This window comes from Paenibacillus sp. J22R232 (genome assembly GCF_056269165.1).
Genome location: NZ_JBWDNK010000005.1, coordinates 260,834 through 284,852 on the forward strand (window position 1 = coordinate 260,834; position 24,019 = coordinate 284,852).

The following is a 24,019-nucleotide window of genomic DNA, read 5'->3' on the forward strand; positions in this document are numbered from 1 at the left end:
GAAAAAGGTTAAGTCGCCAATGGCGTACCTTTAAGTTACCCTCACCCGCATCTTTTATGTCCGCAAAAACATTCCCTAATTGGTTTCCATTACGCCCCCTTCTGTCTAACCGCCAAATCAAGCATTTCCTGTGCATGATGCCTTGTTTTTTCCGTCACTTCCACCCCGCCAAGCATACGGGCCAATTCATCGATCCGAACCTGTTCAAGCAGCTCCATGACCGAAGTCGAAGTTCGCGCCCCAATGACCTGCTTTCGTATTTCGTAATGGTGATCGGCCATACATGCTACCTGCGGGAGATGCGTGATCGAGAACACTTGGCACTTAAGGGCAAGCTGGGACATCTTCTCCGCGATCGCTTGTGCAGCCCGTCCGCTTACGCCGGTATCCACTTCATCGAAGATAAGGACCGGAACTTGGTCGATCTCTGCAAAAATACTTTTCAGCGCAAGCATGATACGCGACATTTCTCCACCGGATGCTATCTTGCTTAGCTGCTTTAATGGTTCACCAGGGTTAGTGGAGAGCATAAAGATCGCCTCATCCATTCCGTTCGTATGCAGCCGTATTTGCTTCGTATCGCCACTGCCAGACACGGTTGCGTCGATTTGGACACGAAACCTTGCCGATGGCATCTGAAGCTGTCCTAGCTCGTTCTCGATAGCCTCAGACAGCTTGGCGGCTGCATGCTCTCTCAGCTGAGACAGCTCCTGCGCCAACACCAATGCTTGGTCATACAGCTTCGCTTCCTCTGCACGCAGCTCTTCAAGCAGCTGATCGCGGTTTTCAATTTTATCTCGGTCTATAATTGTCCGGTCCAAATACGCAAGAATGTCAGAAATGGTTTCTCCATATTTACGCTTCAATCCGTTGATCAAATCTAAGCGATCCTCGACCTGAGATAGCTGATCCGGATCGGATTCAATGCCATCCCGATAATCCCGTAATTGGAATGCGGCATCCTCAGCCTGATAGAAAGCAGATTGCAGCTGTTCAAGCAAAGGATTCAATTTGGCGGGATCATAAGTTTGAATATCAATTAGCTTTGCCACTGCCTTGCTAACCATGTCAAGACCTTTGCCTCCATACAACAAATCGTAAGCGTCAGAAACCGCATCCATTCTTTTCCCCGCATACATTAGCTTGCGCCTTAGCTCGGTTAGTGATTCATCCTCATCCAGCTTGAGCTGTGCAGCCGTAATTTCCTCAATCTGAAACCGGTATAAATCAAGCATTTGCACATTGTGTCTTGTTGAATTTTCCAGATCGCGGAGCGAGGTCCTAACCTGCTGCAATCCGCTAAATACGGTTCGGTAATTTTGTTTGCGCTCGATCAGCAGATCGCCTGCAAACAAATCCAACCATTCCAAATGCTGCTCCGAGCGCAGCAAGGATTGATGCTCATGCTGCCCATGAATATTTACGAGACATTCCCCGATTTCCCTCAGCATCGTCATTGTAACGAGCTGCCCATTCACACGGCTGCTGCTCTTGCCTTGCGCGGACAGCTCGCGCCTAATGACAAGCATCTCTTCATGAACAGCATGTACGCCAAGCCTGTTCAGCACCTGCCACACGGGATGTATGTTTGGAAGATCAAATAAGGCTTCCATCTCTGCTTTGTCACAACCGTAACGCACCATGTCTGCGGAGCCTCTACCGCCGACCAACAAGCTTAAGGCATCGATCAATATCGATTTGCCTGCTCCTGTTTCTCCTGTCAACACATGAAAGCCATGATGAAAAGTAACGTTCACTTCTTCAATTACCGCTAAATTCCGAATAGACAACTCACGCAGCATGGTTCTTCCTCCTTAGTTCAATAGCTCAAGTATTCGTTCAACGACTTCTCCGCTCTGCGTCTTGGTTCTGCAAATCATCAGAATAGTATCATCTCCGCAGATAGTGCCCATAACTTCTGACCACTCCATGTTGTCGACCAGTGCGCCAATCGCGTTCGCAGAGCCGGGCAAGCATTTCATAACCACCAGATTATCCGTAAAGTCAATATGTACGAAATGGTCCAGCAATGCCCGCTTTAGCTTATGGATTGGGTTCTGCTTCTGATGCTCCTGTGGGATGGAGTACTTGTACTTTCCTTCACTAGCAGGAACCTTAATAAGCATTAATTCTTTCATATCGCGAGACACGGTGGCCTGTGTAACCTGCATGCCTGAGTCACGCAGCGCCTCCACTAGTTCTTCCTGCGTCTCGATTGCGCGTTTCGTAATAATTTCCTTGATTCGGAATTGTCGAATTCCTTTCATGAAAAAACCTCCGTGAATTAATAATCTGAGATGTGAAACGTAATTTTCCGAATAAGCTTTTCCTTCGCGTCAACGTATAATATGCCATCACATTCAGGAAGAAGTAGAGCATATACGAGCAATTTATCCCTTACGCCGCTCGGTGACCAATCTATGGGCATCCGGTCACGTGCCGTCTTCACGACATAGCTGCAATTATTCTTCACTGCGATGTAGTCAATATAAATCCGGCTGCCCTTTCCAAGTGGAACGCCATTCACTTTAATGGGTACCGGAATTAAATGCTTTCCTGAGCTTACTTCGTACCCTGACTGCTCCAGCAAAATGATATTCTCATCATCCGCTGCAAGCACGCCGCCTTTCCCCAGCTTGAGCCGATTCACGCTCGCAGGCTCATGCAGCCATCGGTGAAACATTCGAAACAGCCAGAATATAAACAAGCAGCCTGCTATCAGCATGATCATCCAATCGCCATACGCTCCCACTCGCATCCTCCGTTCATTAAAGGACAGTCTCCTTTAATCCTTCGCTATGCGGTGCGATTATTCCTGTATTTGTCGTCCACCGAACATTTGTTTGCTTTTACACAGTTTATCAAATACAGCCCCCGCCTGTAAAGTAAAAAAGATGCCGGCAGCTACCACGCTGCTCGACACCTCTTGATTATGACAATGTTGCCCTTATTTGTTCGTTGTAAACGTTTCATTCGCTTGCTTGACTAAAGCTGCTAGTGCTTCATCGTTCGGGAACTCAGCGCTTGGTTCTGCCAGCCAATGCCAATAAGCCAAAAATTCAATGTTCCCTTCCCCTCCCGTAATAGGTGAAAAGGTAATATCCTGCAGAGAATAACCGAGCTCCGAAGCCATCGTTAGAACAGCACGCAGCACATCGCGATGTACAACGGCATCGCGAACGACTCCCGACTTCCCAACCTTCTCGCGACCTGCCTCGAATTGCGGTTTGATGAGTGCAACGATTCCGGACCCAACCGATAGCAGCGTCGATAAAGCCGGCAAAATATGCTTCAAAGATATAAAGGAAACATCCATCGTAGCAAAGGTAGGCAAAGGCCCTGTTAAATCGGCAGGCTGCGTGTATCTGAAATTGGTCCGTTCCATGACATGGACGCGTTCGTCCTGCCGCAGCGAATAATCCAATTGATTATATCCGACGTCAATCGCATACACATAGGATGCGCCGTTTTGCAAGGCACAATCCGTAAAGCCCCCTGTCGACGCTCCAATATCAAGCATGACGCGACCTTGAAGGTCTATATTGAAGGCCCGAATGGCTTTCTCAAGTTTAAGGCCGCCGCGGCTCACATACGGATGCAAAGCGCCCTTCACTTTGATATCGGCGGCTCGAGGTACTTTCATGCCGCTTTTGTCAACAGGCTCGTCGTTAACGAGCACGAGTCCTGCCATCAAAGCTGCTTTCGCTTTTTCTCTGCTCTCGTAGAATCCGCGTTCAACCAGGAGTACGTCAATCCGTTCTTTAGGTGTTGTAGTCATCTGTCTCCCTCGAAGCTACTGTTGGCCAGTAACTCGCTTCATTCGCCGTGGCTGCATGTTTTTCAAATCGGAAGCGACGCGTTCAGCCGTTAGTCCGATTTCTATTCTTTGTTCTTTGATCGTGCCGTGCTCGACAAACAGGTCAGGCACGCCAATGATACGAATAGCCAGGCCGTAAATGCCTCTTAATGAATAGAATTCAAGAACCGAGCTTCCGAATCCGCCAAGCTCGGCATTCTCTTCCAGTACGATCATTTGCTTGCCTTCTGCTGCGAACTGGAGAAGCATTTGCTCATCCAGCGGCTTGATAAACCTTGCGTTTACGATTTGAACGTTTATGCCGTCACGCTTCAGAAGCTCAGCAGCTTCCTCAGCAACCTGAAGCATAGGCCCAATCGCCATTATGACGCTTGAATCGCCTTCGCGTACCGTCTCCCACTTCCCGATAGGCAATGCCTGCGGATTGGGATCCATCTCTACGCCAAGACCTGCGATCCGGGGATATCGCACTGCGATCGGACCATCATCATAATCAACGGCTGTCTTAAGCATTTGTCGCAGTTCATTCTCGTCCTTAGGCATCATAATCACCAAGTTAGGTATATGCCGCAAAAATGAAATATCATATACGCCATGATGCGTTTCTCCATCAGGACCTACGAAGCCAGCCCGATCGATTGCGAATATAACATTAAGATTCTGCCGGCAAATATCATGCACAACTTGGTCATAAGCGCGCTGCAAAAACGTAGAATATACTGCAAATACCGGTTTCATGCCTTCAATGGCAAGCGCTGCCGACATCGTAGCCGCATGCTGCTCCGCAATCCCGACATCGATCATTCGATTGGGGAACCTCGCAGCAAAGGGAAGCAATCCCGATCCGCCAGGCATGGCTGGCGTTACCGCAACGATTCGTTCATCCTTCTCCGCAAGCTCAATGAGCATTTGCCCGAATACATCCGTATATACGGGAGGTCCAACTGCCTTCACGACCTGACCCGATTCAATTTTGTATGGCGTTATTCCATGCCATTTGAATGAATCAGCCTCGGCAGGCGAGTAACCCTTGCCTTTGACCGTCAATACATGCACAAGCACTGGGCCAGGCATGGAATCGGCTTGCTTCATAATATCGATCAATTGTTCAATATCATGCCCGTCTACCGGACCAAGATACGTGAATCCGAATTGCTCAAACAAAATTCCGCTTACGAGCAAATACTTCAAGCTGTCTTTGAACCTTTCAGCAGTCTTAGCCAATTTCCCGCCGATTGCCGGTACTTTGTTTAACAGCTGCTGTAGCTCGTCCTTGGCTTTATGATAATGGCGATCCGTCCGGATCTTTCCCAAATAATGATGCAATGCTCCCACATTTGGCGCAATGGACATTTCGTTATCATTCAAAATAACGATTAAATCTTTTTTCTCGTGACCGATATGATTGAGTGCTTCCAAAGCCATGCCGCCAGTAAGCGCGCCATCACCAATAACGGCTACAACGCGATTAGTCTCGCCCTTCAGATCACGAGCCAGCGCCATCCCCATCGCGGCGGACAGCGACGTACTGCTGTGACCGGCTTCCCATACGTCATGCTCGCTTTCGGCACGTTTCACGAAGCCGCATAAACCTTTATATTTCCGTAAAGTATCAAACCGATCCATTCGGCCGGTTAATATTTTGTGAACGTATGATTGATGGCCGACATCATAAATAAATTTATCTTCTGGACTATTGAATAAATAATGCATGGCTAGGGTCAGCTCTACAACTCCCAAATTCGGAGCGAGATGACCACCCGTAACGGAAAGCTTCTCAATAAGGAACTGACGGATTTCAGCGGCCAGTTGCTCTAGTTGAGCGGTTGTCAAAGCTTTCAAATCTTGAGGTCCGTTAATCTGGTCAAGCAGCACGTTACTTTCCTCGCTTTCGCGGACGCGTATTCTAGCCGTCCCATGAACATCTACATTTTACCTATTATAGCATACTGCGATTTATTTCCCAACCGAAATGGAAAAAGCATGGCATTCTCAATGATCGCGTCCAACGAGATAATCCGCGATTTCAAGCAGCCTCTCCGGTGCGGCAAACTCCGCTTCGAGTACGGCTGACTTCGCTTCTTGGGTTAGCCGTTCAACCTGAGCTTTGCTTTCTTCTATTCCGATAAGGAACGGATAAGTAACCTTGTTCTGCTCAACGTCGCTATTCGTTTTCTTGCCGAGCTTCGTTTCGTCGCCGATCAAATCAAGGATATCATCCTGAATCTGGAAAGCCAGACCGATATTGCGTCCGTAACGGGCTAGAAGCGCAAGCTGCTTTTCCGTTGCGCCACCGATCCGTCCTCCTGCCATAACAGAAAACGCAATCAAATCGCTCGTTTTGTGAAGATGAATATATTCCAGCTCGCTGATGGAAGTAATCCCTTGTTCGCCTTGCATATCCGCAACCTGACCGCCAACCATGCCTGGAGCACCGGCTAGTTTAGCCAAATCCTCGACGATCGCAAGTGCTATTTCGGCGCTGACGCCTCCATTACGGGCAGCTTGCGGGATAAGATGAAAGGCATGTGTTAGCAGAGCGTCTCCTGCTAAAATTGCCATTGCTTCACCGAATACCTTATGGTTTGTCAGCTTGCCTCTGCGGTAGTCGTCATTGTCCATTGCGGGCAAATCATCATGCACGAGCGAATACGTATGAATGAATTCAACCGCGCACGCAACAGGCAATGCTGCATTTTTAGAACCTTCTTGGCCTAATACCGCTTCGGCTGCAGAGAGAACGAGTGCAGGTCTAAGGCGTTTGCCGCCTGCTTCCAAAGAATAAAGCATCGCTTCCCGTAACCGTGCAGGAACATCCCATTCGGCAGGCAGCGATTGTTTAAGCGAAGCTTCAATGAGCTCCGCGCATTGCGATAAATACGCTTTTATTGCGACCCTCTCGTTCAAGCTTATTCCCCTTTGTCCTCGTTTACTTCTGTAAACGGTTTTTTCTGGAACCCTTGATCTGTCTCGATCAACAGCTCGATCTTCTTCTCGACCTGCTCCAGCTTGCCGCCGCAAAGCTGAGAGAGCTTCATGCCTTCCTGAAACAGCTCTATTGCCGTTTCAAGCGAAACATCTCCGTTCTCAAGCTTAGAGACAATAGAATCCAAACGCTCCATCGCTTGCTCAAACGTAAGCTCACTTTGATTCGCTGCTGCCATCCATCCCATCTCCTCTCCATGCGTCTACGTGACAATCCAGCTGACCATCCGCCAGCCTTACCTTGACGATATCGCCAAGTTTAACGTCGCGGATCGATTTGATTAATTTCACTTCATGTTTGTCGTACACTAGGCCGTAACCTCTGGACATCACCTTTAAAGGGCTTAACGCATCCAGTTGTTTTATGCTGCTCAACAGCCTCTGTTTGTTCTGTTTGACGGCTGTGCTCATCGCGTGCTCAAGCTGTTTCTGAGCGGATTGCAGTCGACTCGCAGCGAACGCTGCACGTTCGCCGGGATGATGCGCTGCTATCGTCGTTTGAATCCTGGCCAACCGCTTATGCCCGCGTTCGACTATGCGGTTCGTGCGCTGCTCCAGCTGCTCCTTCAAACGATCCAAGCGTTCTGCCTGATCGAGCAAATATTTACGCGGATACAAGAAAAAAGGAGAGCGCCGTAAGCGCTGCAGCTTCTCCTTATCGACTTGTACGCGGTAGCGCATGCTTTGTACCAGCCTCTGCTGCTGTCTCATGAGCTGCTGCTGCAGCTCTGCGATGCTAGGCACTGCCAGCTCTGCGGCAGCCGTTGGTGTTGCTGCCCGCAAATCCGCGGCGAAATCCGCAATCGTAAAATCAGTCTCATGGCCAACAGCGCTAATAACGGGAATCACTGATCCTGCAATACTCCGTGCAACGGATTCTTCATTGAACGCCCACAGCTCTTCCAGCGATCCGCCGCCGCGGCCTACAATTAATACGTCCGCTTCGCCAAAACGATTCATTGCATCTATCGCTTTTACAATGGCAGGAGCTGCTTGAGCGCCTTGCACGAGAACCGGGTAGATATAAATCGGAATTAAAGGATACCGACGCGTCAGCGTTATAATAATATCTCTGACTGCAGCTCCAGTCGGGGATGTTATTACTCCGATTGCGCGTGGAAACTTTGGAATGGGCCTTTTTCGGGATTGCGCAAAAAGTCCTTCTTCGCTTAGCTTGCTTTTGAGCTGCTCAAACGCGAGGTACAAACTGCCAATTCCGTCTGGCTGCATCGCATTCACGTAAAATTGATAATTGCCATCCCGCTCATACACCGAAATATTGCCTCGAGCAATGACTTTCGTGCCTTCTTTGGGAATGAACGGCAGTCGCTGATTCTGTGAAGCAAACATTATCGATTTGATTCGGCTGTCTTTGTCTTTAAGCGTGAAATACATATGTCCGCTTGAATGATGCGTGAAATTAGAAATTTCGCCCCGCAGCCATACATCGCCGAGCAGAAGATCCGATTCCATTTTCATTTTAATGTAACGATTGAGCTCTTTAATGGAATAGATCCGAGGCTGATCTGCCATTTCTGCAATCACTCCTTGATTCCGTTTGCCCTTTTTGCTGCCGTAATCGTATTTTTCATAAGCAAAGTTATCGTCATGGGACCAACGCCGCCAGGTACCGGAGTAATATAGCCGGCAGTATCCAGGCAATCCTCGAAGTCCACATCCCCTGCAAGCTTACCGTCAGGCAGTCTATTGATGCCTACATCGATAACGATTGCGCCAGGTTTTACAAAATTGCGGCCAATTGCTTTTGCTTTTCCAATGGCAACGACAAGAATATCCGCTTGCTTCGCGATTTCCTCCATGTTAGCTGTACGAGAATGGCAAATAGTCACCGTGGCGTTCTCGCGGAGCAGCAGCATGGCTACCGGTTTCCCTACAATGTTGCTACGGCCGATAACGACAGCATGCTTCCCTGAGATGTCAACGCCGCTGCGTTTGATCAACTCTATGACGCCTGCAGGCGTACATGGCAGCAGGCTATCATCTCCGATAACGAGATTGCCCACGCTCTCGGGATGAAAGCCGTCAACGTCCTTCTCAACACGAATAGCATCAATAACAGCCTTCTCGTTAATATGCTTAGGTAGCGGCAATTGCACGAGTATGCCATTAATCGATGCTTGATTGTTTAAACGGTCAATAACAGAGAGCAATTCCTCTTCACTCGTATCTCCGGCTAAACGGTGCACCTCTGAATAAAAACCTAGCTGCTGGCAAGCTTTTTCCTTAGAACCAACATACACCTTAGAGGCTGGGTCCTCGCCAACAAGTACGACTGCAAGTCCCGGAATGACTCCCTTTTCTTTCAAGGCTGCAGATTCCGTAATCATTTCTTCACGGATTAAATCAGAAATTTTCTTTCCTTCAATAATTTGTGCGCTCATTGCTCCAGTCTCCTTTAACATCGATGAATAGTTGTCTTTCCTTTGAACTAAGCCTTCAGCTCTTCAATCTCCATAAGCAGCTTACCGAGAACGCCGTTTACGAACTTCCCTGATTCTTCTGTGCCAAAATGCTTCGCAAGCTCAATGGCTTCATTGATTGTAGCCTTCGGCGGTACATCATCGCGGAAAACCATTTCATAACAAGCCAATCGCAGAACCTGGCGGTCAACCCTCGACAACCGATCGATCTGCCAGCCTGTCAAATACTGCTGGAGCATGCCGTCGATAGCTTGTCTATGTTCCATTACGCCTGAAACAAGCTCGCGCGAAAATTCATCCGTGCTGCTTGCTTCCGCCGGATCTGCTTCGATTTCATTGTCATGGCGAAGCTCTTCCATCAGCATATCGACTGCATCAGAAGCCGAAACCTCATTCATTTCCATTTGATATAAGCTTGAAACTGCTATTTCTCGTGCTAATCTACGTTTCATGTTACCTCCACGGCAGCTCTATGCCGAAATGTTATTATTCTTGAATTGTCCTATCCCAAACGTAAACGGCTGAAGCCGTCCTCTGACGGCGTCCTTTCTATAGACGCCATCGTTTCGGCGAAACGCATAGAGAAAGGATGAGCAAACTCATATTCTTTCCTATACGTCAAGGTGAAACGGCTATCTCCGTCCATTGGCGGCGAGGCTCGTTCCACTCCGAGAAATATTGAGAATGTATAACCTAAGGATGTACATTCCTATATCCCAAAAAAAACCTATGATCTCCTCCCTGCCCCGAAATAAGCGGCTTTCCGAAATCCGGAGTACGGAGGAGACCACAGGATCATTTAAACGGCCTAAATCTTTCCAGCAACGAATACCAAAGCCGCTGCCATGGAAAGATAGCTCCGTTGCTTGTTTCCTTCTGAACGCCGATCCAATAACCAATTGAGACAAGAAGCCCTACAAAAAGCATGTCCCAAAAACCGACAAACAAATAAAGCAACCCGAAAAACAACCCTATGGCAGCACCAGCTGCGCGTTTCCCGTAGATGGCCCAAAATTCCCTCCACATCAGCAAACTCACCTCTATTCCACGCGACTCTTGAATGTGCCTGACTGAATGATATTGGCCACATAAACAGCAACGTTAGTCACAGGAATGCCAGCAATATCCTCTACATGCTCTTTCACTGAGCGTTGAATTTCCTCTGTCAGCACGGGTATGGAGCTTTCCCCATCAACAACGGCACGAATGACAATGTCAAGTCCTGCATCTGTAGCACGAATGCGCGCGCGAAGATCTTTGACGCCGCGCTGGCGCGATGCTGCCTTAAGTGCCAGATTTTCGATCGTTTCAAGAGAAATGCGTATATCGCCAAAGTCAGTTCTTTGATCGATGGACGGAGCAGTTGCCGATCCACGGTGAAGCGATACGATAAAAAACCTCAAGCTTAGGATAAACAAAATGACGCCCGCAACAATTAACGTGATCTTCAGCGAATCGAGACGATAAAGCTCATCTATCCAATCATGCAATAATCCTCGGGACAGCCAATTAAATCCGATTGAGACCAAAACGACAGATAAACAGCCTATTACGATGCTGTACAAAAACAAAAGCAGCTTGTCCACGACCTTAATCAAGCGTAGCGCCTCCTCCTGCCAAGCCGAATGAAAACCCCCTTGCGCCGAGCGGCATGCCCATTCACGAGGGGGTTGTACGGGATTAAATTAATCAAGCTTTATCTATTTAACTCTGTGTAGGCTTTCTTCTTCATCAGGTTTGTCAGGTGTCTTGAAATGTACATCGTGAATATGTACGTTCACTTCAACAACGTGCAGTCCCGTCATCATCTCGATTGAGCGTTTGACATTACGTTGAATTTCCGAAGCGATTTCTGGTATGCGGTTGCCATACTCCACGATAATCGAAACATCTACCGCAGCTTCACGCTGACCCACTTCAACCTTTACACCTTTGGACAAGTTTTTGCGGCCTAGAAGCTCAACGATGCCTCCTGCAAAACCGCCGCTCATTCCTGCGACGCCATCCACTTCAACCGTTGCTAAACCAGCGATAACCTCGATGACTTCAGGTGCAATTTGAATCGTGCCAATGTCCGTTTTCTCGTACTCCGCAGCGATCGTACTCATGATAGCTGTACACCTCCTTAAAGTTGCGCGTACCCGGCGCGAGGCCAAGTAATGAACCGCATCTTGTTAATATACTATAACATTCGGCAAGAAATATGACAAACTATACTACTTGTTCACATTTTTGTCGCAACCTCATTCCGGAGCGTTGATATCATGCTCTTCCAAGAACTTAATGTCGAAGTCTCCGCTCACGAATTTCGAATGATTCAAGAGCTTCAAATGGAAAGGAATCGTCGTCCGAATGCCTTCGATGGCAAACTCGGACAAAGCCCGTTTCATTCTCGCAATCGCTTCTTCGCGTGTAGCGCCCCAAACGATCAGCTTCGCAATCATCGAATCGTAATGCGGCGAGATGGTGTAGCCCGGATAAACGGCGCTATCCACGCGAACGCCCGCTCCGCCCGGAGGCAGATAAAACGGAATCAGTCCAGCGGATGGCATAAAGTTTTTCTCGGAATCCTCCGCGTTAACTCGGCACTCAATGGACCAGCCATTGATCTTCAAGTCGCTTTGCGCGAAAGAAAGCTCATTCCCTTCAGCTACGGAGATCATTTCTTTAATGAGATCAACGTTTGTGATCATTTCAGTAACGGGATGCTCAACCTGGATACGCGTATTCATTTCCATGAAATAAAAATTCTCATCCGGTCCAAGCAGGAACTCCAAAGTGCCTGCGCCCGAATAGTTGACGGCCAGAGCAGCACGAACTGCTGCCTGTCCCATGCGCTCGCGAAGCTCAGGCGTCAATACGGAGCAAGGTGCTTCTTCAAGCAGCTTCTGGCGTCTGCGTTGAACGGAACAATCGCGCTCGAACAAATGCACGGCGTTCCCATGCTTGTCTGCCATGATTTGGATTTCGACATGCTTCATGCCAGTCAAGTACTTCTCCAGATATACGCCGGCATTTCCGAAAGCCTTTTGCGCCTCTTGTTGGGCAGTCGAGATTTGTGCGACCAGCATGGTCTCGTCGTCAGCAATTCGAATTCCTTTGCCGCCGCCGCCTGCTGTCGCCTTGATAATAACCGGGTACCCGATCTCGCGGGCAACGCGTACTGCTTCTTCCATATCCTCGACCAGACCGTCAGAACCGGGAATAATCGGTACATCTGCTGATTTCATAGTCAGCTTCGCTACCGCTTTGTCGCCCATTCTATTAATAGCATCAGCGGATGGTCCGATAAAAGTAATATTGCATGACTCGCAGATTTCCGCGAAATTCGCATTTTCTGCTAAAAAGCCATAACCGGGATGAATGGCGTCGCATTCTGTAATAGTCGCTACGCTCATAATATTCGTCATATTCAGGTAGCTGTCCTTTGATGCGGTGGGGCCGATGCAATAAGCCTCATCTGCCAGCTTCACATGCAAGGAATCACGATCCGCTTCCGAATATACAGCTACCGTGCTAATACCAAGCTCGCGGCAAGCGCGAATAATACGAACCGCGATCTCGCCGCGGTTGGCAATTAATATTTTGTGAAATTTCACGTAGGAACCCCTTTCAACAACAGTTTTCCTGTTCGCTCGTTAACATTTGGCGTTATTCAGGCTTTACGAGGAACAGCGGCTGGCCGTACTCGACAAGCTGGCCATTAGAGACGAGAACCTCAACGATTTCTCCGCGAACCTCAGCCTCAAGCTCATTCATCAGCTTCATGGCTTCAAGAATGCATACGACGCTTTTGTCGTTTACTCGGTCGCCGACTTTAACGAAAGCCGATGCTTCCGGAGTCGGAGAGCTGTAGAATGTGCCGACCATTGGGGATACGATTTGGTGCAAATGGTCCGTTGAAGGGCGGACGGGCGCTGCTTCCTGTACAGCTTGAGGCTGTGCAGCAGGAGCCGCTTGTTGGGGTTGTAAAGGCGCAGGCGCGTATGTATGCGTAATTGGAGCCGCTTGCACATTCACCACTTCCGTTTTCCCTGGCTTGCGGATGAGCAGGCGAGTCCCTTCGTTTTCAATTTCCAGCTCATGAACGGAAGTTTGATCAACCAATTTGATCAACTCTTTGATCTCGCTCAATTTGAACATGAATATTTTCACTCCTTAAATTTGCGATAGCTAGATTGCTTTCATAGCCTGGAACCGTTAACGATCCCATGCCAATATAACTAATTCTTTCACATAACGTTTAACATTATATCATAAACAAGCCTGAACACGAATCATTTTTTGTTCTTATCCGCTTTCTTGTGCAAAAAAAGGCTCTGGCGTTACCAGCCCGCAAGCTGGAACGACAAAGCCTTTTCCGCGTTTTGCAGCGATCTGCTGCTTAAGGAATATATCTGACGGATACTTGATCTGCACCGACTTCCATCGTGCTCATCACCAATTTAATAATGTCCGCCGCTTGTTTTTTCTCAAGCTTTTCGCTGGAGACCACAACGTTGAGTTTATCGCTTTGCTCGTCTATGACCACATTCTCGTATTGCTTAAGCAGCTCGGATTCAATGCCCGTTAGCTTCGAGGTTTTTTCCTCCAGCATCTCTAGCTCGGCTAGTGCAGCTGACGCTTCCTCAGGCTTCTTCTGCGAATCGCTTATGGCAGCCATGATCCGATTGTCGATCTCCGTGTTTTTAAGCTCGCGCTTTGCAAGCAGCTCGCTGAACAATCCCCCTGCTGCAAGACCTTGCGCATCGATTTGGCTTAACGTTTCTTTGTCAGCCTCGCTCAGAATGCTCTCATCCACTGGCTGTTCTACTTCATTCACTACCAATCCGCCACTATTTGCCGTCGCTTCCGTAGCATTGCCCGCTGCTTGCTCCGTTTGCGAGCCATCCGTCAGCACATCCGGCTTGTCGACATCCTGCGTAAATAAGTAATACGCGGATAATACCACCATTAAGCTGAGCATTGATACGAGCCATACCGTTTGTCTTTTTGTGTTCATGTGAACACCCTCCCCAATGATTCGAATTTTTTATTGCTTGCTTGGCACGACTGATATTCGATTAACCGGAACGCTCACGCCCTTCTCGACCGCATTCACGATAAGTCGCCTTACCGTAGCGTTTTCGGCACCCTTTGCCACTATGAGAATACCGCGTATGCGCGGGTTAATCGTTTTGGTCACGATAGGCTTCTGGTCGCCCGATACCTCGTATAAGACGACCTGACCGTCTTTCGTAATAGAAGTGATATGCCTTTTTCCGCCGTTTGGATCATTCTCGTCCGTTACTTGCTGTGATTCCTGCGTATTACGAACGATTTCGATCTCTTCCGTGGAATCAACCGTTACCAGCACGTCAACGGTACCTACGCCGACAATTTTCTCTAAAATTTCCTTTAGCCTAATCTCGAGCGGATGCTCGATAGCGGTAAACATCGATCCGGCTGACGCATCCGCATTATTCCAAACCGTCTCGGTTTGCGGCGGCGGATTCGGATCCTGTGCAGATGGATCAACTTCCTTATAGGTCAGAAATGAATTCACGATCATCAGCGCCGCGCCAATCCCTCCGACGATTAGCAAAATTCGCAGCGTCCGAATTCGCTTCGGGCCGCTTGGACCGCCGCCAACCGCCGATTCTATGCCTTCCAGCCATTTGGCCACCGCGCCTTGCCTCCTCTCCAATCTGCGACTTTATTTCTGCAGCGGCTTTTCGGCCGGCTGTCTGACCACGATCTGCTCCTGATTAAGACCCCAGCCTTTTGCAATCAGGCTGCTGAGCTCTGCGGTTACCGCGGGATCTGCTCTGGACCAGTTGCCTTCCACCTCTGCCTGACTTTGACCATCCCTCGCCTGCGGCTCGCTTGAATATGGGCTCACAGGCTCCATAGGCTCCACCTCCACGTCAACAATGACAGGCTGTACTTTTTCAACGGATGCACCTTCCTTCACGTTGCCGCTGCTCTTTTCCGGCGCTTTGAGCGTGACCGTTACTTGACTGAGATAAGGCGTTTGCTGACCAGATGCATTCACCCACTTTAATATCGCATCCACGTCGGCTACAGCCGCATCCGAACGTTCGATCAATTCATTGCGAATGGAGGCTTCCAGCGTTCTTTCGGTCAATTTAGCGGCTTCCAGATTGCGCTTCGCGCTCATGGCCTCCGCATCTTGTTTGATTTGGCTAAGCCCTGTCATCCGCGTGCTGTCCGCAGCAGCCAATCGACTCCAGTTCTCCATGCCTTCATCCAGCTTTGCTCCTATATCGCTTTGAATAAGCTTGAGAATCGGAGAGAGGATGGTTAGAAGGATGAATAAGCCGACAACCAGCCTGGCATAACGCTGCATCGCTCTGTTTGGAAGCAGCAGTTCTACGAATACCGCGAGCAGGATGACTGCGATAATATCCCTCAGCCAATCGCTTAACCAAGCAACCAAGTTCCCCGTCCCCTTCCTTACCTCACCATCAACGAAGCATTGCCTGCAGTCAAAATAATCGTAACGGCAAGAAAAAACATGAGACTGACAGCGGCGAGCGCTGCGAAAACATAAATCATCGTCTTGCCGATCGTTTCCAGGCAGGTCACGATTGGCGAGTCTCCCAGCGGCTGCATAACCGCAGCAGCAATATTGTAAATAAGCGCCAGCGTCAATATTTTGATTGCAGGGAACGCGCTGATGAAAAGCAATATGATTACGCCAGCCAACCCTATCGCGTTTTTGGCGAGCATGGATGCCGATATGACCGTATCAGCCGCGTCCGAGAACATGCGCCCCACCACGGGTACGAAGTTGCCGGTTACGAATTTGGCGGTTCTGAGCGTGACTCCATCGGTTACCGCACCCGTAACGCCTTGTACCGAGATGACTCCAAGAAACGCGGTAAGCAGTACACCCAAAATGCCGACCCCGATATTTCTTAGTAGATTGGCCAGCTGCGTTACCTTGAATTTCTCAGAAAGCGCGCTTGTGATATGGAGCACCGCCGAGAAAAAGAGCAGCGGAAACACCAGCGTATAAATAAGCGTCCCGACCGCATGGATCATAAAAATAATGAGAGGATGCAGGACGGATACCGTCACAACGTTTCCCATGGAAGCCAGCAGCGTCAACAGCAGCGGTACCATGGCCAGCATGAATTGAATCATGCTTTCGATTGCCCCTTTGGCGTAGCCCATTGCAACATGGAAGCTATTGACTGCTATGATGATCAGCACCATGTACGTAATGGAATATGCGACTTTGCTGACAGCATTGCGTTCGAAAGCATTTTGCAGCGTCTCCAGCACCATGCTGAACACCGTCAGCATCACGATCGTCACCAGAAGCTTCCCGTTGTACAGCACTTCATGCCATAAATATTTCAAAAGTCCCTGAAGCATATCCGTCAGCTTTAAGCCATCGCCGCCCGGCAGAATCATTTCCATGAAGCTTGGAATATGCTGGTCGGGAAAATAACCGCCATACTCGCTTGAGAGCTTGTTCCAGTATGATTCAACGGCCTCTGTATCCAGTCCGCCCAGCTGTTCGCTCGTCAGCTCTTTCGAGAGCTCGTCTGCCTCGGCCTGAGCACTCTGCGCAGGCGCGTTTTGCTCGCCATTCATGGCATAGCCGATTGAGGGCACAAACGAATACAGAAAAGCTGCAATCAAAACGAATAACAACAGCTTGGCTCTCTCCCGCGTTGGAGAAAGGTTAATCATCGGCGTCAACTCCCATCCGGCAGCAGTCCGATTACGGTCTCAACGATTACGCTTATAATAGGAACTGCCATGACGAGAATGAACACCTTGCCTGCAAATTCGATTTTGGATGCTATGCTTTCTTGTCCAGCGTCCCTTACGATCTGTGCGCCGAATTCGGCAATATAGGCGATACCGATTATTTTCAATATCGTCTTCAAGTAAATGGAAGGAATGCCTGAACGATTAGCCAGATCCTCGAGCACGGAAATGACGATTTCGATTTTACCGATCAAATACAGGAAAATGAATAATCCCGTGAACGCTGCGAGCAGAAAAGCGAACATCGGCTTTTGCTCCCGCACGACAAGAATAAGCACCGTAGCCATCAGGCCGAGACCGACGATTTGAATCATTTCCACTTTGCTCACCTGCTTGCATGAACGTCTCCCAACAAGACGCCTACTGGAACAGAAATATCGACTTGATTTCCTGGAACAATTCATTCAGAAGCCGAACGACCATAAACAACACGACGACAAAACCTATAACGGTAACCCAGTGCGCCATGTCTTCCTTCCCCATTTGCTTCAGAACGGAATGAATCATGGCAATAATGATTCCGATTCCAGCAATTTGGAAAATGGCGCTCACATCCATGTCCATCTATGCGGCACCCCACTACACCATCAAAATGACGACCAGCACAGCGATCAAAAGCCCGAGACTCTTCCACATTTTCTCGTAACGGCCTTGGTCTTCCCTTGCTGCGTCTTCTTCGGACTTCAGTTGCAATAAAGCAAGATGTATATGCTTCAATTGATCTTCCTTATCGCTAATTCCGAGCGTGGAGCCTAGACGAATCAGAACGGACTGCTCGTTCTTTTTCATCGCGGTCATATCCCAATGCTGTTTGATCGCTTGCTCCCAGCTATCTCGGAAGCTGAAGCTCTCTGTCTCCCACACTCCTGCAGCAGCTCTCCGGAAGATCGCGGCAAGCGGCTCCGGGGTTGCTGAAGCCGTTCTCTCCAGCGCTTCTGGCAGCGGCGTATGCCCATAACCGATTTCCGTTTCCAGGCGCTGCAGGGCATGCGCAAGCTGTCTGAGCTGCCTCGGCCTGTCTGCAAACCTAGCAGCCTGCTGGAAGCCAATTATCGTTCCTGCAAATAGGATGAGCGCCGCACCGATCAGCTTGATCATGGATCATCAGCTCGCCGTCTGCCCATCCACGCGTGTACGGCACCTGGCAAAGAACGCGGCACGGCTGCCGTTTCCCGAGGAGCAGGGCTGTCCGATATCGCTTCTACCGGTACCACGCGGTGCATGACACCCTGCTCCGTACGCTTTAGCTCTACGACGTAAGTAAAAGCACCTTCTTCAAGCAGCTTCAGCAGCACGGGCCTGCCTCTCGCATCCCGCAAGTCGTATGCATGCGCCGTTGCAACAACGCTAATACCAGCATGGCTTGCTTCCCGTATCGCCTCGCCATCTTCCGGCCTGCCGATTTCGTCAATGATCAGTACCTCCGGCGACATCGACCTAACAAGCATCATCATGCCTTCCGCCTTGGGACAAGCATCCATCACATCCGTTCGAGGTCCGACGTCAAAGGTCGGAATGCCGCGAATGCAGGCCGCAATCTCGGAGCGCTCGTCTACGATGCCTACCTTCCTGCCCTGCCAACCGCTCGCCTCTATGGTTGGCCATAGTCCGTAGCTGACTGATCTGGCAATGTCTCTCACCAAGGTTGTTTTCCCCTGCTGAGGAGGAGCGAGAATCAATGTAGAGTGAAGTGTTTTGCGCGTACGGTCGATCAATTTAGGCATCAGGTGTGCGCTTGCCCCTATGACTTCCCTGGCTACCCTTATATTGAATGCGCCGATATCTCGAATGCCGCGTACGCTGCCTCCGTCCAAAATCGTTCTACCAGCCAGTCCAATCCGGTGCCCGCCAGAAACCGTTATAAAGCCTCGCTTCAGCTCCTCTTCCATGGCATATAAGGAATAATTCGTTATGCGCTCCAGCAGCTTGCGGCAAGTATCTGCAGAGGGCTTGTATGCCCCGTCGGCAGCCTGACGAAGCGAACCGTCGTTCATCATGAATCGAGATTGGCCGCGAAAGCCGATTTCTAGCGGCCGTCCCTCACGTATCCGTATTTCCTCCAGCTGTTCCTGCATCGGTTCTGGAAGGCGCTCCAGCAGCGACTTCAATTCCAGCGGCAATAAATGTGCTACGCGTGCCAGCATGTGATTATCACTCCCGGGTGTTTGTCCTTCGTAGTTCCTATTTGTATGCGCTCCTTGCGAAAATATGTCTGTTCCAATCCGATTTGCTAGAGTTGAATCTATTATTTTTTCAAAATACCAATCATCAGGCAGATTACGCCTGCACCTACCCAAAGAAACTTGGAAGGAGACAGCTTATCAGACATTCCGACGAGCCCTACTGTCGTCGTGGCAATCAGAATGAGCGGGCCTACAAGCGCTAATGAAGAGTTGACGACAAGCGCCTTGTCAATTTGATTCAATCTCAGCATCAGAAGCGCGGCACAGATTTCGATCGTACCTGAAGTGAGCCGCAGCGAAGCCATCGTCAACACGATTTTGTTGAACATTGGAAGTGACCTCCTTTTTTAGGCAAATGAATACTTATCTATATGCGGGCTTGTCTGTCTTTCATACCGGACACCTGCCTAAGAGCAAACGCATATCATAGAGCATTGAGCTTATGAAGGGCGGTATACCAACATGCAAGTGCAGGTCATTTCCAGTGTAAATGAAGCCAGCTCCGCAAGGTTCCACCATAAGACGGCTGTCATCATCGATGTTTTGCGTGCTACAAGCACCATCGTAACGGCTTTGGCTGCCGGAGCTTCTTGCATCATTCCGGCAGAAACCGTTATGGAAGCAAGGGCGCTGCAGCGTCCTGGAGACTTGCTCGGAGGCGAGCGCTTTTGCCGAAAAATCGTCGGATTTGATTTAGGAAATTCGCCGGAGGAGTACACGGAGAGAAACGTTGCCGGCAAAAGAATCATATTAACGACAACGAATGGAACGAGAGCCATTCATAAATCAATGAGAGCTGACCATGTGCTGACCGCCTCATTGTTGAATGCGGGCGCTTGTGCAAGAGCGGCGGTCGAGCTGCGAAGAGACGTGGTCATATTATGTGCCGGCAGTCATGATGAATTCGCGATAGAGGATGGTTTATGCGCAGGACTTGTGCTGGATAGACTGCATGCTCATTGCCCGGTATCCGTAGAAATGGATGATTTCGGCGCTGCGATGCTAGCCGTATACCGAAATCAATCTGATTCCGTAAAGGAAACGATTCTAAATGGCATGACAGGCAAAAAGCTGCTGAAGCTTGGCATGAAAAAAGATATCGAAGCATGCTCGGCCATCGATATCTTTCAGGACGTGCCAAGGCTGAACGGCGATCAATTAACGAGAAACGGATGAACAATGAAAAAAGGCATGCCCCCTTAACGGAGCATGCCTTTTTTATTGGATTGAATAGATATTAGCGTCGATCCTGCGGACCGCCTACGAATGCTTGCTCAGCCGTATCAAGACCGTATGCCGTATGAAGCGCGCGAACGACTTCGGTTAGCGGCTCGGCGGAAATAACGCATGAGCACTTGATTTCGGATGTGCTTACCATCTTAATGCTTACGCCTAACGATGATATCGTTGCGAACATTTTGGCAGCAACGCCTGGATTGCTGACCATGCCCGCTCCTACGATCGAAACCTTAACCAAATCAGATTCCGAAGTCGTTTCACGGAAAGGAACCGTACTGCGAATCCCTTCTATGACCGAGATGGCTTTATCCTTGTCATCCCCGGAGACGGTGAACGAGAAATCGGCTTTGCCGTCCTGAACGCCGCTTTGAACAATGATATCAACATCGATAGCATTGCTCGCTAATGCGCCAAATACATTGGCAAGCACGCCAGGCACGTCTTCAACACCCATAATGCTAATTCTTGCTACATTTTTGTCAAACGCAATGCCGCGAACGACCACGCCTTGCTCCATGACCGCTTCCTCCTTCACACTTGTTCCTTCGTTTTGGGTAAAGCTGGAACGCACAACAAGCTTCACGTTATTATGCTTCGCATATTCGACTGCGCGGGGATGCAGCACAGCTGCTCCCAAATTGGCCAGTTCGAGCATCTCGTCATATGAAATCTCATTAAGCTTGCGCGCATTTTTGACAACGCGTGGATCGGTCGAGTAAATCCCGTCAACATCGGTATAGATCTCGCAGACATCCGCTTTCATCGCAGCTGCCATGGCAACCGCGGTTGTGTCAGATCCTCCCCGTCCAAGCGTAGTAATTTCTCCATCTTCCGTCATCCCTTGAAAACCGGCAATAATCGCGACATTCCCTTGCTCAAGTGCCTTGAACACGCGATCCGGATGGATGCTCGTCATCTTTGCCTTGCCATGCACGGCTTCTGTACGAATGCCTGCTTGCCATCCTGTAAAGGATACCGCTTTAGCACCCAGCTGATGGACAGTCATCGAAAGCAATGCGATTGATATTTGTTCGCCGACTGACAACAGCATATCCATCTCCCGCGCCGGCGGGTTTGAATGAAGCTGCTTCGACTGATCGATTAAATCGTCAGTCGTATCTCCCATGGCAGAAACGACGACAACGATATCGTTGCCCTCCTGCTGCCTTTCAATTATACGTTTTGCTACACGCTGCATCCGCTCCGGCGTTCCTACGGAGCTGCCGCCAAACTTCATCACGATCAACGACAAAGCTGATTCACTCCCAACCCTGACATATACATACAAGTCAATATTATAACACAATGATCCGTGCAATGGGTATATCCACCTACAAAAAAACCGTCCGAATGCAATCGGACGGTTTCAAGTGCAACGAACTAAGCGCGTGAGATGTATTTGCCCTCGCGAGTATCGATAAGCAGAACGTCACCTTCGTTAATGAAAAGCGGAACTTGAACATTAAGGCCAGTTTCGACCTTAGCAGTCTTCGTAGCGCCTTGTGCCGTATTTCCTTTTACGCCCGGCTCTGTTTCAATAACTTTCAGATCAACGCTGTTTTGCATTTGAATGCCTAGAATTTCGCCTTGGTAGCTGGAAATGTTTACGTTCATGTTCTCTTTCAGGAAGTTAAGCTCCCACTCGAGCTGCTTCTTGTCCAGGTTGAACTGGTCAAACGTTTCATTATCCATGAATGTGTACTCCGAACCCGAGTTGTACAAGTATTGAACTTCGCGGTTTTCGATGATCGCGCGGCCAATGCTCTCGCCTGCACGGAAGGTTTTCTCAACAACGTTACCGTTGCGAAGGTTTTTCAGCTTGGAACGCACGAATGCCGCGCCTTTGCCTGGCTTAACGTGCTGAAAGTCCAGAACGGTAAAAATATCGGTGTCTACTTGCACGGTCAAGCCTGTTTTAAAATCGTTTACTGAAATCATTGCTGATTCCCTCCTGAATGAATGGTCCTTACCCCAGAGTGATCAAATCCTTCGGGGATGAGGTTAATATTTTAATACCGGTTTCCGTAATAACGATGTCATCCTCAATGCGTACGCCGCCGAAGCCTGGTACGTATATGCCGGGTTCAACCGTAACCGTCATGCCGGGGGTTAAAATCGTTTCGCTAAGCTTGGACAGTCTCGGCGCTTCATGAATTTCCATGCCGAGTCCATGCCCTGTCCCATGTCCGAACAGATCGCCGTAACCGTATTTGGTTATGATATCGCGTGTTAGCGCGTCTGCTTCACGACCTGTCATGCCAGGCTTGATATGCTCAAGAGCATGCAATTGCGCCTCAAGAACGATATTGTAAATCTCCAGATGCTTCTCGGTTGGCGTGCCAACTACCACCGTACGGGTCAAATCGGAGCAATAACCGTTATAATAAGCGCCAAAATCAAGCTTCACAAATTCATTATTGCCGATAATGCGCTCACTGGCTACCCCATGCGGCAATGCTGAACGCTCGCCGGAAGCGACGATGGTATCGAATGAGGATGAAGTGGCGCCATGGCTGCGCATGTACACTTCCATCTCCAGTGCGATATCCGTCTCCCTGACTCCAGGTCTAATGAGCTTCAATATATGGCTGAAGGTGCTATCCGCTAAGTCAGCAGCCTCCTGCATTATCTGCAGCTCAGCTTCATCCTTAATGTAGCGAAGCTGTTCAACTAAACCGGAAGCAGGCTCCAGCACGATGCCGCCAAGCGTTTTCGTCCAAGCCGTGAATTCGCTGTATACGACGTGATCCTGCTCGAAAGCGAGCTTCGAAAGTTTCTCCTCGAGCAGAATGTCTCTTACCTCAGCTAGCGGATTCGCTCCATGCTCAACGATCTGAAAACCGACTGCTTGCTGCGGCGCTTGCGTACGATAGCGGAAATCCGTTAGCAGGTAGCTCTTATCAAGCGTAACGAGCACCATACCGGACGAACCTGTGAACCCGCTAATATAACGACGGTTATATTCGCTTCCAATAAGAATCGCTTCGAAGCGATGCTCTTCCATCAGTTTACGAAGTCGTTTTACTCGCTCGTTTGGCATAACCGTTTCACCCTTTCTTAGCTTCTTGCCTTTTGTCCAAGTGGCTGACAAGCGCTGTCAACCCGAGCTCATAGCTCTGTGAGCCGAAGCCCGCTATTTGGCCGACCGCAATCGCAGCCACCACGGATACGTGGCGGAATGATTCCCGTTTGTGAATGTTTGACATATGTACCTCGATGATGGGAATTCCAATAGAGCTAAGAGCATCGCGCAAAGCATAGCTGTAATGCGTCCAAGCACCGGGATTAATAACAATGCCGTCTGCCTTGCCGAAAGCACTATGTATGCGATCAATCATCTCGCCCTCATGATTCGTTTGGAAGAACGCGACGGAGACGCCAAGCATCTCGGCTTTATTCTTCAAGAGCGATTCAATGTCTGCTAACGTTTCCGATCCGTATACTTCCGGTTCGCGTATGCCGAGCATGTTCAAGTTCGGCCCGTTCAAAATAACGATTTCGTGCATGAATGCACCTCCCAAGCAACCGAATTCATCATAGGTTCAAAGATCATTAGCCATTTTACCACA

Annotated in this window: 29 protein-coding genes; 1 reads left to right on the forward strand and 28 read right to left on the reverse strand. The window is 49.3% G+C overall.

All coding sequences use genetic code 11. The features are described from left to right. Positions 1–89: 89 nt before the first annotated feature. The 24 genes from recN to AC0YN3_RS17865 form a co-directional block, all read right to left on the reverse strand. Complete coding sequence (gene recN, locus AC0YN3_RS17750) at positions 90–1,802, reverse strand: DNA repair protein RecN (protein WP_475776308.1); 1,713 nt, start codon at positions 1,800–1,802, stop codon at positions 90–92. A gap of 12 nt (positions 1,803–1,814) precedes the next feature. Beyond that, positions 1,815–2,267 carry a transcriptional regulator AhrC/ArgR gene (ahrC, locus tag AC0YN3_RS17755; protein ID WP_475776309.1) on the reverse strand — a complete coding sequence of 151 codons (453 nt, stop codon included), beginning with the start codon at positions 2,265–2,267 and terminating at the stop codon, positions 1,815–1,817. 17 nt (positions 2,268–2,284) lie between these two features. Then, positions 2,285–2,752 carry a hypothetical protein gene (locus AC0YN3_RS17760; RefSeq protein WP_475776310.1) on the reverse strand — a complete coding sequence of 156 codons (468 nt, stop codon included), beginning with the start codon at positions 2,750–2,752 and terminating at the stop codon, positions 2,285–2,287. 195 nt (positions 2,753–2,947) lie between these two features. Further along, positions 2,948–3,778: a TlyA family RNA methyltransferase gene (locus AC0YN3_RS17765; protein ID WP_475776311.1), complete on the reverse strand. Its 831-nt coding sequence runs from the start codon at positions 3,776–3,778 to the stop codon at positions 2,948–2,950. Between the two features lie 15 nt (positions 3,779–3,793). After that, positions 3,794–5,692 (reverse strand): 1-deoxy-D-xylulose-5-phosphate synthase, encoded by a 1,899-nt coding sequence (dxs, locus tag AC0YN3_RS17770; RefSeq protein ID WP_475776312.1) that lies wholly within the window; start codon positions 5,690–5,692, stop codon positions 3,794–3,796. 117 nt (positions 5,693–5,809) lie between these two features. After that, on the reverse strand, positions 5,810–6,724 hold the full coding sequence (locus tag AC0YN3_RS17775) for a polyprenyl synthetase family protein (RefSeq protein ID WP_475776313.1): 915 nt from the start codon (positions 6,722–6,724) through the stop codon (positions 5,810–5,812). Positions 6,725–6,726: 2 nt separating this feature from the next. Then, the gene (xseB, locus tag AC0YN3_RS17780) at positions 6,727–6,981 is read right to left on the reverse strand and encodes an exodeoxyribonuclease VII small subunit (RefSeq protein ID WP_475776314.1); all 255 of its coding nucleotides are present in this window, start codon (positions 6,979–6,981) and stop codon (positions 6,727–6,729) included. Beyond that, positions 6,959–8,335: an exodeoxyribonuclease VII large subunit gene (gene xseA, locus AC0YN3_RS17785; protein WP_475776315.1), complete on the reverse strand. Its 1,377-nt coding sequence runs from the start codon at positions 8,333–8,335 to the stop codon at positions 6,959–6,961. The genes xseB and xseA overlap by 23 nt, the downstream gene beginning before the upstream one ends. Before the next feature lie 8 nt (positions 8,336–8,343). Next, positions 8,344–9,204 carry a bifunctional methylenetetrahydrofolate dehydrogenase/methenyltetrahydrofolate cyclohydrolase FolD gene (gene folD / locus AC0YN3_RS17790; RefSeq protein ID WP_475776316.1) on the reverse strand — a complete coding sequence of 287 codons (861 nt, stop codon included), beginning with the start codon at positions 9,202–9,204 and terminating at the stop codon, positions 8,344–8,346. 47 nt (positions 9,205–9,251) lie between these two features. Next, on the reverse strand, positions 9,252–9,695 hold the full coding sequence (gene nusB, locus AC0YN3_RS17795; RefSeq protein WP_475776317.1) for a transcription antitermination factor NusB: 444 nt from the start codon (positions 9,693–9,695) through the stop codon (positions 9,252–9,254). Positions 9,696–10,038: 343 nt separating this feature from the next. Continuing rightward, positions 10,039–10,269: a DUF2273 domain-containing protein gene (locus AC0YN3_RS17800; protein WP_475776318.1), complete on the reverse strand. Its 231-nt coding sequence runs from the start codon at positions 10,267–10,269 to the stop codon at positions 10,039–10,041. A gap of 14 nt (positions 10,270–10,283) precedes the next feature. After that, the gene (amaP, locus tag AC0YN3_RS17805; RefSeq protein ID WP_475776319.1) at positions 10,284–10,841 is read right to left on the reverse strand and encodes an alkaline shock response membrane anchor protein AmaP; all 558 of its coding nucleotides are present in this window, start codon (positions 10,839–10,841) and stop codon (positions 10,284–10,286) included. A 102-nt stretch (positions 10,842–10,943) separates the two neighbouring features. Continuing rightward, on the reverse strand, positions 10,944–11,351 hold the full coding sequence (locus AC0YN3_RS17810) for an Asp23/Gls24 family envelope stress response protein (protein ID WP_183568074.1): 408 nt from the start codon (positions 11,349–11,351) through the stop codon (positions 10,944–10,946). 135 nt (positions 11,352–11,486) lie between these two features. Then, positions 11,487–12,842: an acetyl-CoA carboxylase biotin carboxylase subunit gene (accC, locus tag AC0YN3_RS17815; protein WP_475776320.1), complete on the reverse strand. Its 1,356-nt coding sequence runs from the start codon at positions 12,840–12,842 to the stop codon at positions 11,487–11,489. Between the two features lie 52 nt (positions 12,843–12,894). Further along, complete coding sequence (gene accB / locus AC0YN3_RS17820; RefSeq protein ID WP_441942155.1) at positions 12,895–13,386, reverse strand: acetyl-CoA carboxylase biotin carboxyl carrier protein; 492 nt, start codon at positions 13,384–13,386, stop codon at positions 12,895–12,897. 241 nt (positions 13,387–13,627) lie between these two features. Continuing rightward, the gene (locus AC0YN3_RS17825) at positions 13,628–14,245 is read right to left on the reverse strand and encodes a SpoIIIAH-like family protein (protein ID WP_475776321.1); all 618 of its coding nucleotides are present in this window, start codon (positions 14,243–14,245) and stop codon (positions 13,628–13,630) included. Positions 14,246–14,275: 30 nt separating this feature from the next. Beyond that, positions 14,276–14,908 (reverse strand): stage III sporulation protein AG, encoded by a 633-nt coding sequence (gene spoIIIAG / locus AC0YN3_RS17830; protein WP_475776322.1) that lies wholly within the window; start codon positions 14,906–14,908, stop codon positions 14,276–14,278. Between the two features lie 30 nt (positions 14,909–14,938). Continuing rightward, positions 14,939–15,682, reverse strand: a complete 744-nt coding sequence (spoIIIAF, locus tag AC0YN3_RS17835) for a stage III sporulation protein AF (RefSeq protein ID WP_475776323.1) — start codon at positions 15,680–15,682, stop codon at positions 14,939–14,941. Between the two features lie 17 nt (positions 15,683–15,699). Then, positions 15,700–16,947 (reverse strand): stage III sporulation protein AE, encoded by a 1,248-nt coding sequence (gene spoIIIAE, locus AC0YN3_RS17840; protein WP_475776324.1) that lies wholly within the window; start codon positions 16,945–16,947, stop codon positions 15,700–15,702. Between the two features lie 5 nt (positions 16,948–16,952). Next, positions 16,953–17,348 (reverse strand): stage III sporulation protein AD, encoded by a 396-nt coding sequence (gene spoIIIAD, locus AC0YN3_RS17845; RefSeq protein ID WP_475776325.1) that lies wholly within the window; start codon positions 17,346–17,348, stop codon positions 16,953–16,955. Between the two features lie 40 nt (positions 17,349–17,388). Then, positions 17,389–17,592, reverse strand: coding sequence for a stage III sporulation protein AC (gene spoIIIAC / locus AC0YN3_RS17850; protein ID WP_183568097.1), 204 nt, complete (start codon positions 17,590–17,592; stop codon positions 17,389–17,391). Positions 17,593–17,607: 15 nt separating this feature from the next. Then, on the reverse strand, positions 17,608–18,126 hold the full coding sequence (spoIIIAB, locus tag AC0YN3_RS17855; protein WP_475776326.1) for a stage III sporulation protein SpoIIIAB: 519 nt from the start codon (positions 18,124–18,126) through the stop codon (positions 17,608–17,610). Further along, positions 18,123–19,172: a stage III sporulation protein AA gene (gene spoIIIAA / locus AC0YN3_RS17860; RefSeq protein WP_475776327.1), complete on the reverse strand. Its 1,050-nt coding sequence runs from the start codon at positions 19,170–19,172 to the stop codon at positions 18,123–18,125. The genes spoIIIAB and spoIIIAA overlap by 4 nt, the downstream gene beginning before the upstream one ends. Positions 19,173–19,273: 101 nt before the next feature. Then, positions 19,274–19,540 (reverse strand): YqhV family protein, encoded by a 267-nt coding sequence (locus AC0YN3_RS17865; RefSeq protein WP_475776328.1) that lies wholly within the window; start codon positions 19,538–19,540, stop codon positions 19,274–19,276. A 133-nt stretch (positions 19,541–19,673) separates the two neighbouring features. On the opposite strand from AC0YN3_RS17865, the gene AC0YN3_RS17870 reads away from it, so the two are divergent. Next, complete coding sequence (locus tag AC0YN3_RS17870) at positions 19,674–20,387, forward strand: 2-phosphosulfolactate phosphatase (RefSeq protein WP_475776329.1); 714 nt, start codon at positions 19,674–19,676, stop codon at positions 20,385–20,387. Positions 20,388–20,448: 61 nt separating this feature from the next. Here the strand turns inward: AC0YN3_RS17870 and AC0YN3_RS17875 are convergent, their stop codons facing one another. From AC0YN3_RS17875 to aroQ, 4 genes are all read right to left on the reverse strand, one after another. Continuing rightward, positions 20,449–21,702: an aspartate kinase gene (locus AC0YN3_RS17875; RefSeq protein ID WP_475776330.1), complete on the reverse strand. Its 1,254-nt coding sequence runs from the start codon at positions 21,700–21,702 to the stop codon at positions 20,449–20,451. A gap of 128 nt (positions 21,703–21,830) precedes the next feature. Further along, positions 21,831–22,388, reverse strand: coding sequence for an elongation factor P (gene efp / locus AC0YN3_RS17880; RefSeq protein ID WP_441942164.1), 558 nt, complete (start codon positions 22,386–22,388; stop codon positions 21,831–21,833). 28 nt (positions 22,389–22,416) lie between these two features. Then, a complete protein-coding gene (locus AC0YN3_RS17885; protein WP_475776331.1) occupies positions 22,417–23,490 on the reverse strand; it encodes a M24 family metallopeptidase in 1,074 nt (357 codons plus the stop codon). A 7-nt stretch (positions 23,491–23,497) separates the two neighbouring features. Further along, positions 23,498–23,956 carry a type II 3-dehydroquinate dehydratase gene (aroQ, locus tag AC0YN3_RS17890; protein WP_475776332.1) on the reverse strand — a complete coding sequence of 153 codons (459 nt, stop codon included), beginning with the start codon at positions 23,954–23,956 and terminating at the stop codon, positions 23,498–23,500. Positions 23,957–24,019: the final 63 nt, after the last annotated feature.

Coding starts and splice junctions, on each gene's coding strand:
- AC0YN3_RS17810 (WP_183568074.1), bottom strand. CDS start 11,351: ATGAGTACGATCGCTGCGGAGTACGAGAAAACGGACATTGGCACGATT.
- AC0YN3_RS17870 (WP_475776329.1), top strand. CDS start 19,674: ATGCAAGTGCAGGTCATTTCCAGTGTAAATGAAGCCAGCTCCGCAAGG.
- AC0YN3_RS17865 (WP_475776328.1), bottom strand. CDS start 19,540: ATGTTCAACAAAATCGTGTTGACGATGGCTTCGCTGCGGCTCACTTCA.
- accB (WP_441942155.1), bottom strand. CDS start 13,386: ATGTTCAAATTGAGCGAGATCAAAGAGTTGATCAAATTGGTTGATCAA.
- AC0YN3_RS17825 (WP_475776321.1), bottom strand. CDS start 14,245: ATGAACACAAAAAGACAAACGGTATGGCTCGTATCAATGCTCAGCTTA.
- recN (WP_475776308.1), bottom strand. CDS start 1,802: ATGCTGCGTGAGTTGTCTATTCGGAATTTAGCGGTAATTGAAGAAGTG.
- xseB (WP_475776314.1), bottom strand. CDS start 6,981: ATGGCAGCAGCGAATCAAAGTGAGCTTACGTTTGAGCAAGCGATGGAG.
- AC0YN3_RS17800 (WP_475776318.1), bottom strand. CDS start 10,269: ATGTGGAGGGAATTTTGGGCCATCTACGGGAAACGCGCAGCTGGTGCT.
- aroQ (WP_475776332.1), bottom strand. CDS start 23,956: ATGCACGAAATCGTTATTTTGAACGGGCCGAACTTGAACATGCTCGGC.
- efp (WP_441942164.1), bottom strand. CDS start 22,388: ATGATTTCAGTAAACGATTTTAAAACAGGCTTGACCGTGCAAGTAGAC.
- nusB (WP_475776317.1), bottom strand. CDS start 9,695: ATGAAACGTAGATTAGCACGAGAAATAGCAGTTTCAAGCTTATATCAA.
- xseA (WP_475776315.1), bottom strand. CDS start 8,335: ATGGCAGATCAGCCTCGGATCTATTCCATTAAAGAGCTCAATCGTTAC.
- AC0YN3_RS17765 (WP_475776311.1), bottom strand. CDS start 3,778: ATGACTACAACACCTAAAGAACGGATTGACGTACTCCTGGTTGAACGC.
- spoIIIAC (WP_183568097.1), bottom strand. CDS start 17,592: ATGGACATGGATGTGAGCGCCATTTTCCAAATTGCTGGAATCGGAATC.
- spoIIIAA (WP_475776327.1), bottom strand. CDS start 19,172: ATGCTGGCACGCGTAGCACATTTATTGCCGCTGGAATTGAAGTCGCTG.
- AC0YN3_RS17885 (WP_475776331.1), bottom strand. CDS start 23,490: ATGCCAAACGAGCGAGTAAAACGACTTCGTAAACTGATGGAAGAGCAT.
- spoIIIAB (WP_475776326.1), bottom strand. CDS start 18,126: ATGATCAAGCTGATCGGTGCGGCGCTCATCCTATTTGCAGGAACGATA.
- ahrC (WP_475776309.1), bottom strand. CDS start 2,267: ATGAAAGGAATTCGACAATTCCGAATCAAGGAAATTATTACGAAACGC.
- folD (WP_475776316.1), bottom strand. CDS start 9,204: ATGAGCGCACAAATTATTGAAGGAAAGAAAATTTCTGATTTAATCCGT.
- spoIIIAE (WP_475776324.1), bottom strand. CDS start 16,947: ATGATTAACCTTTCTCCAACGCGGGAGAGAGCCAAGCTGTTGTTATTC.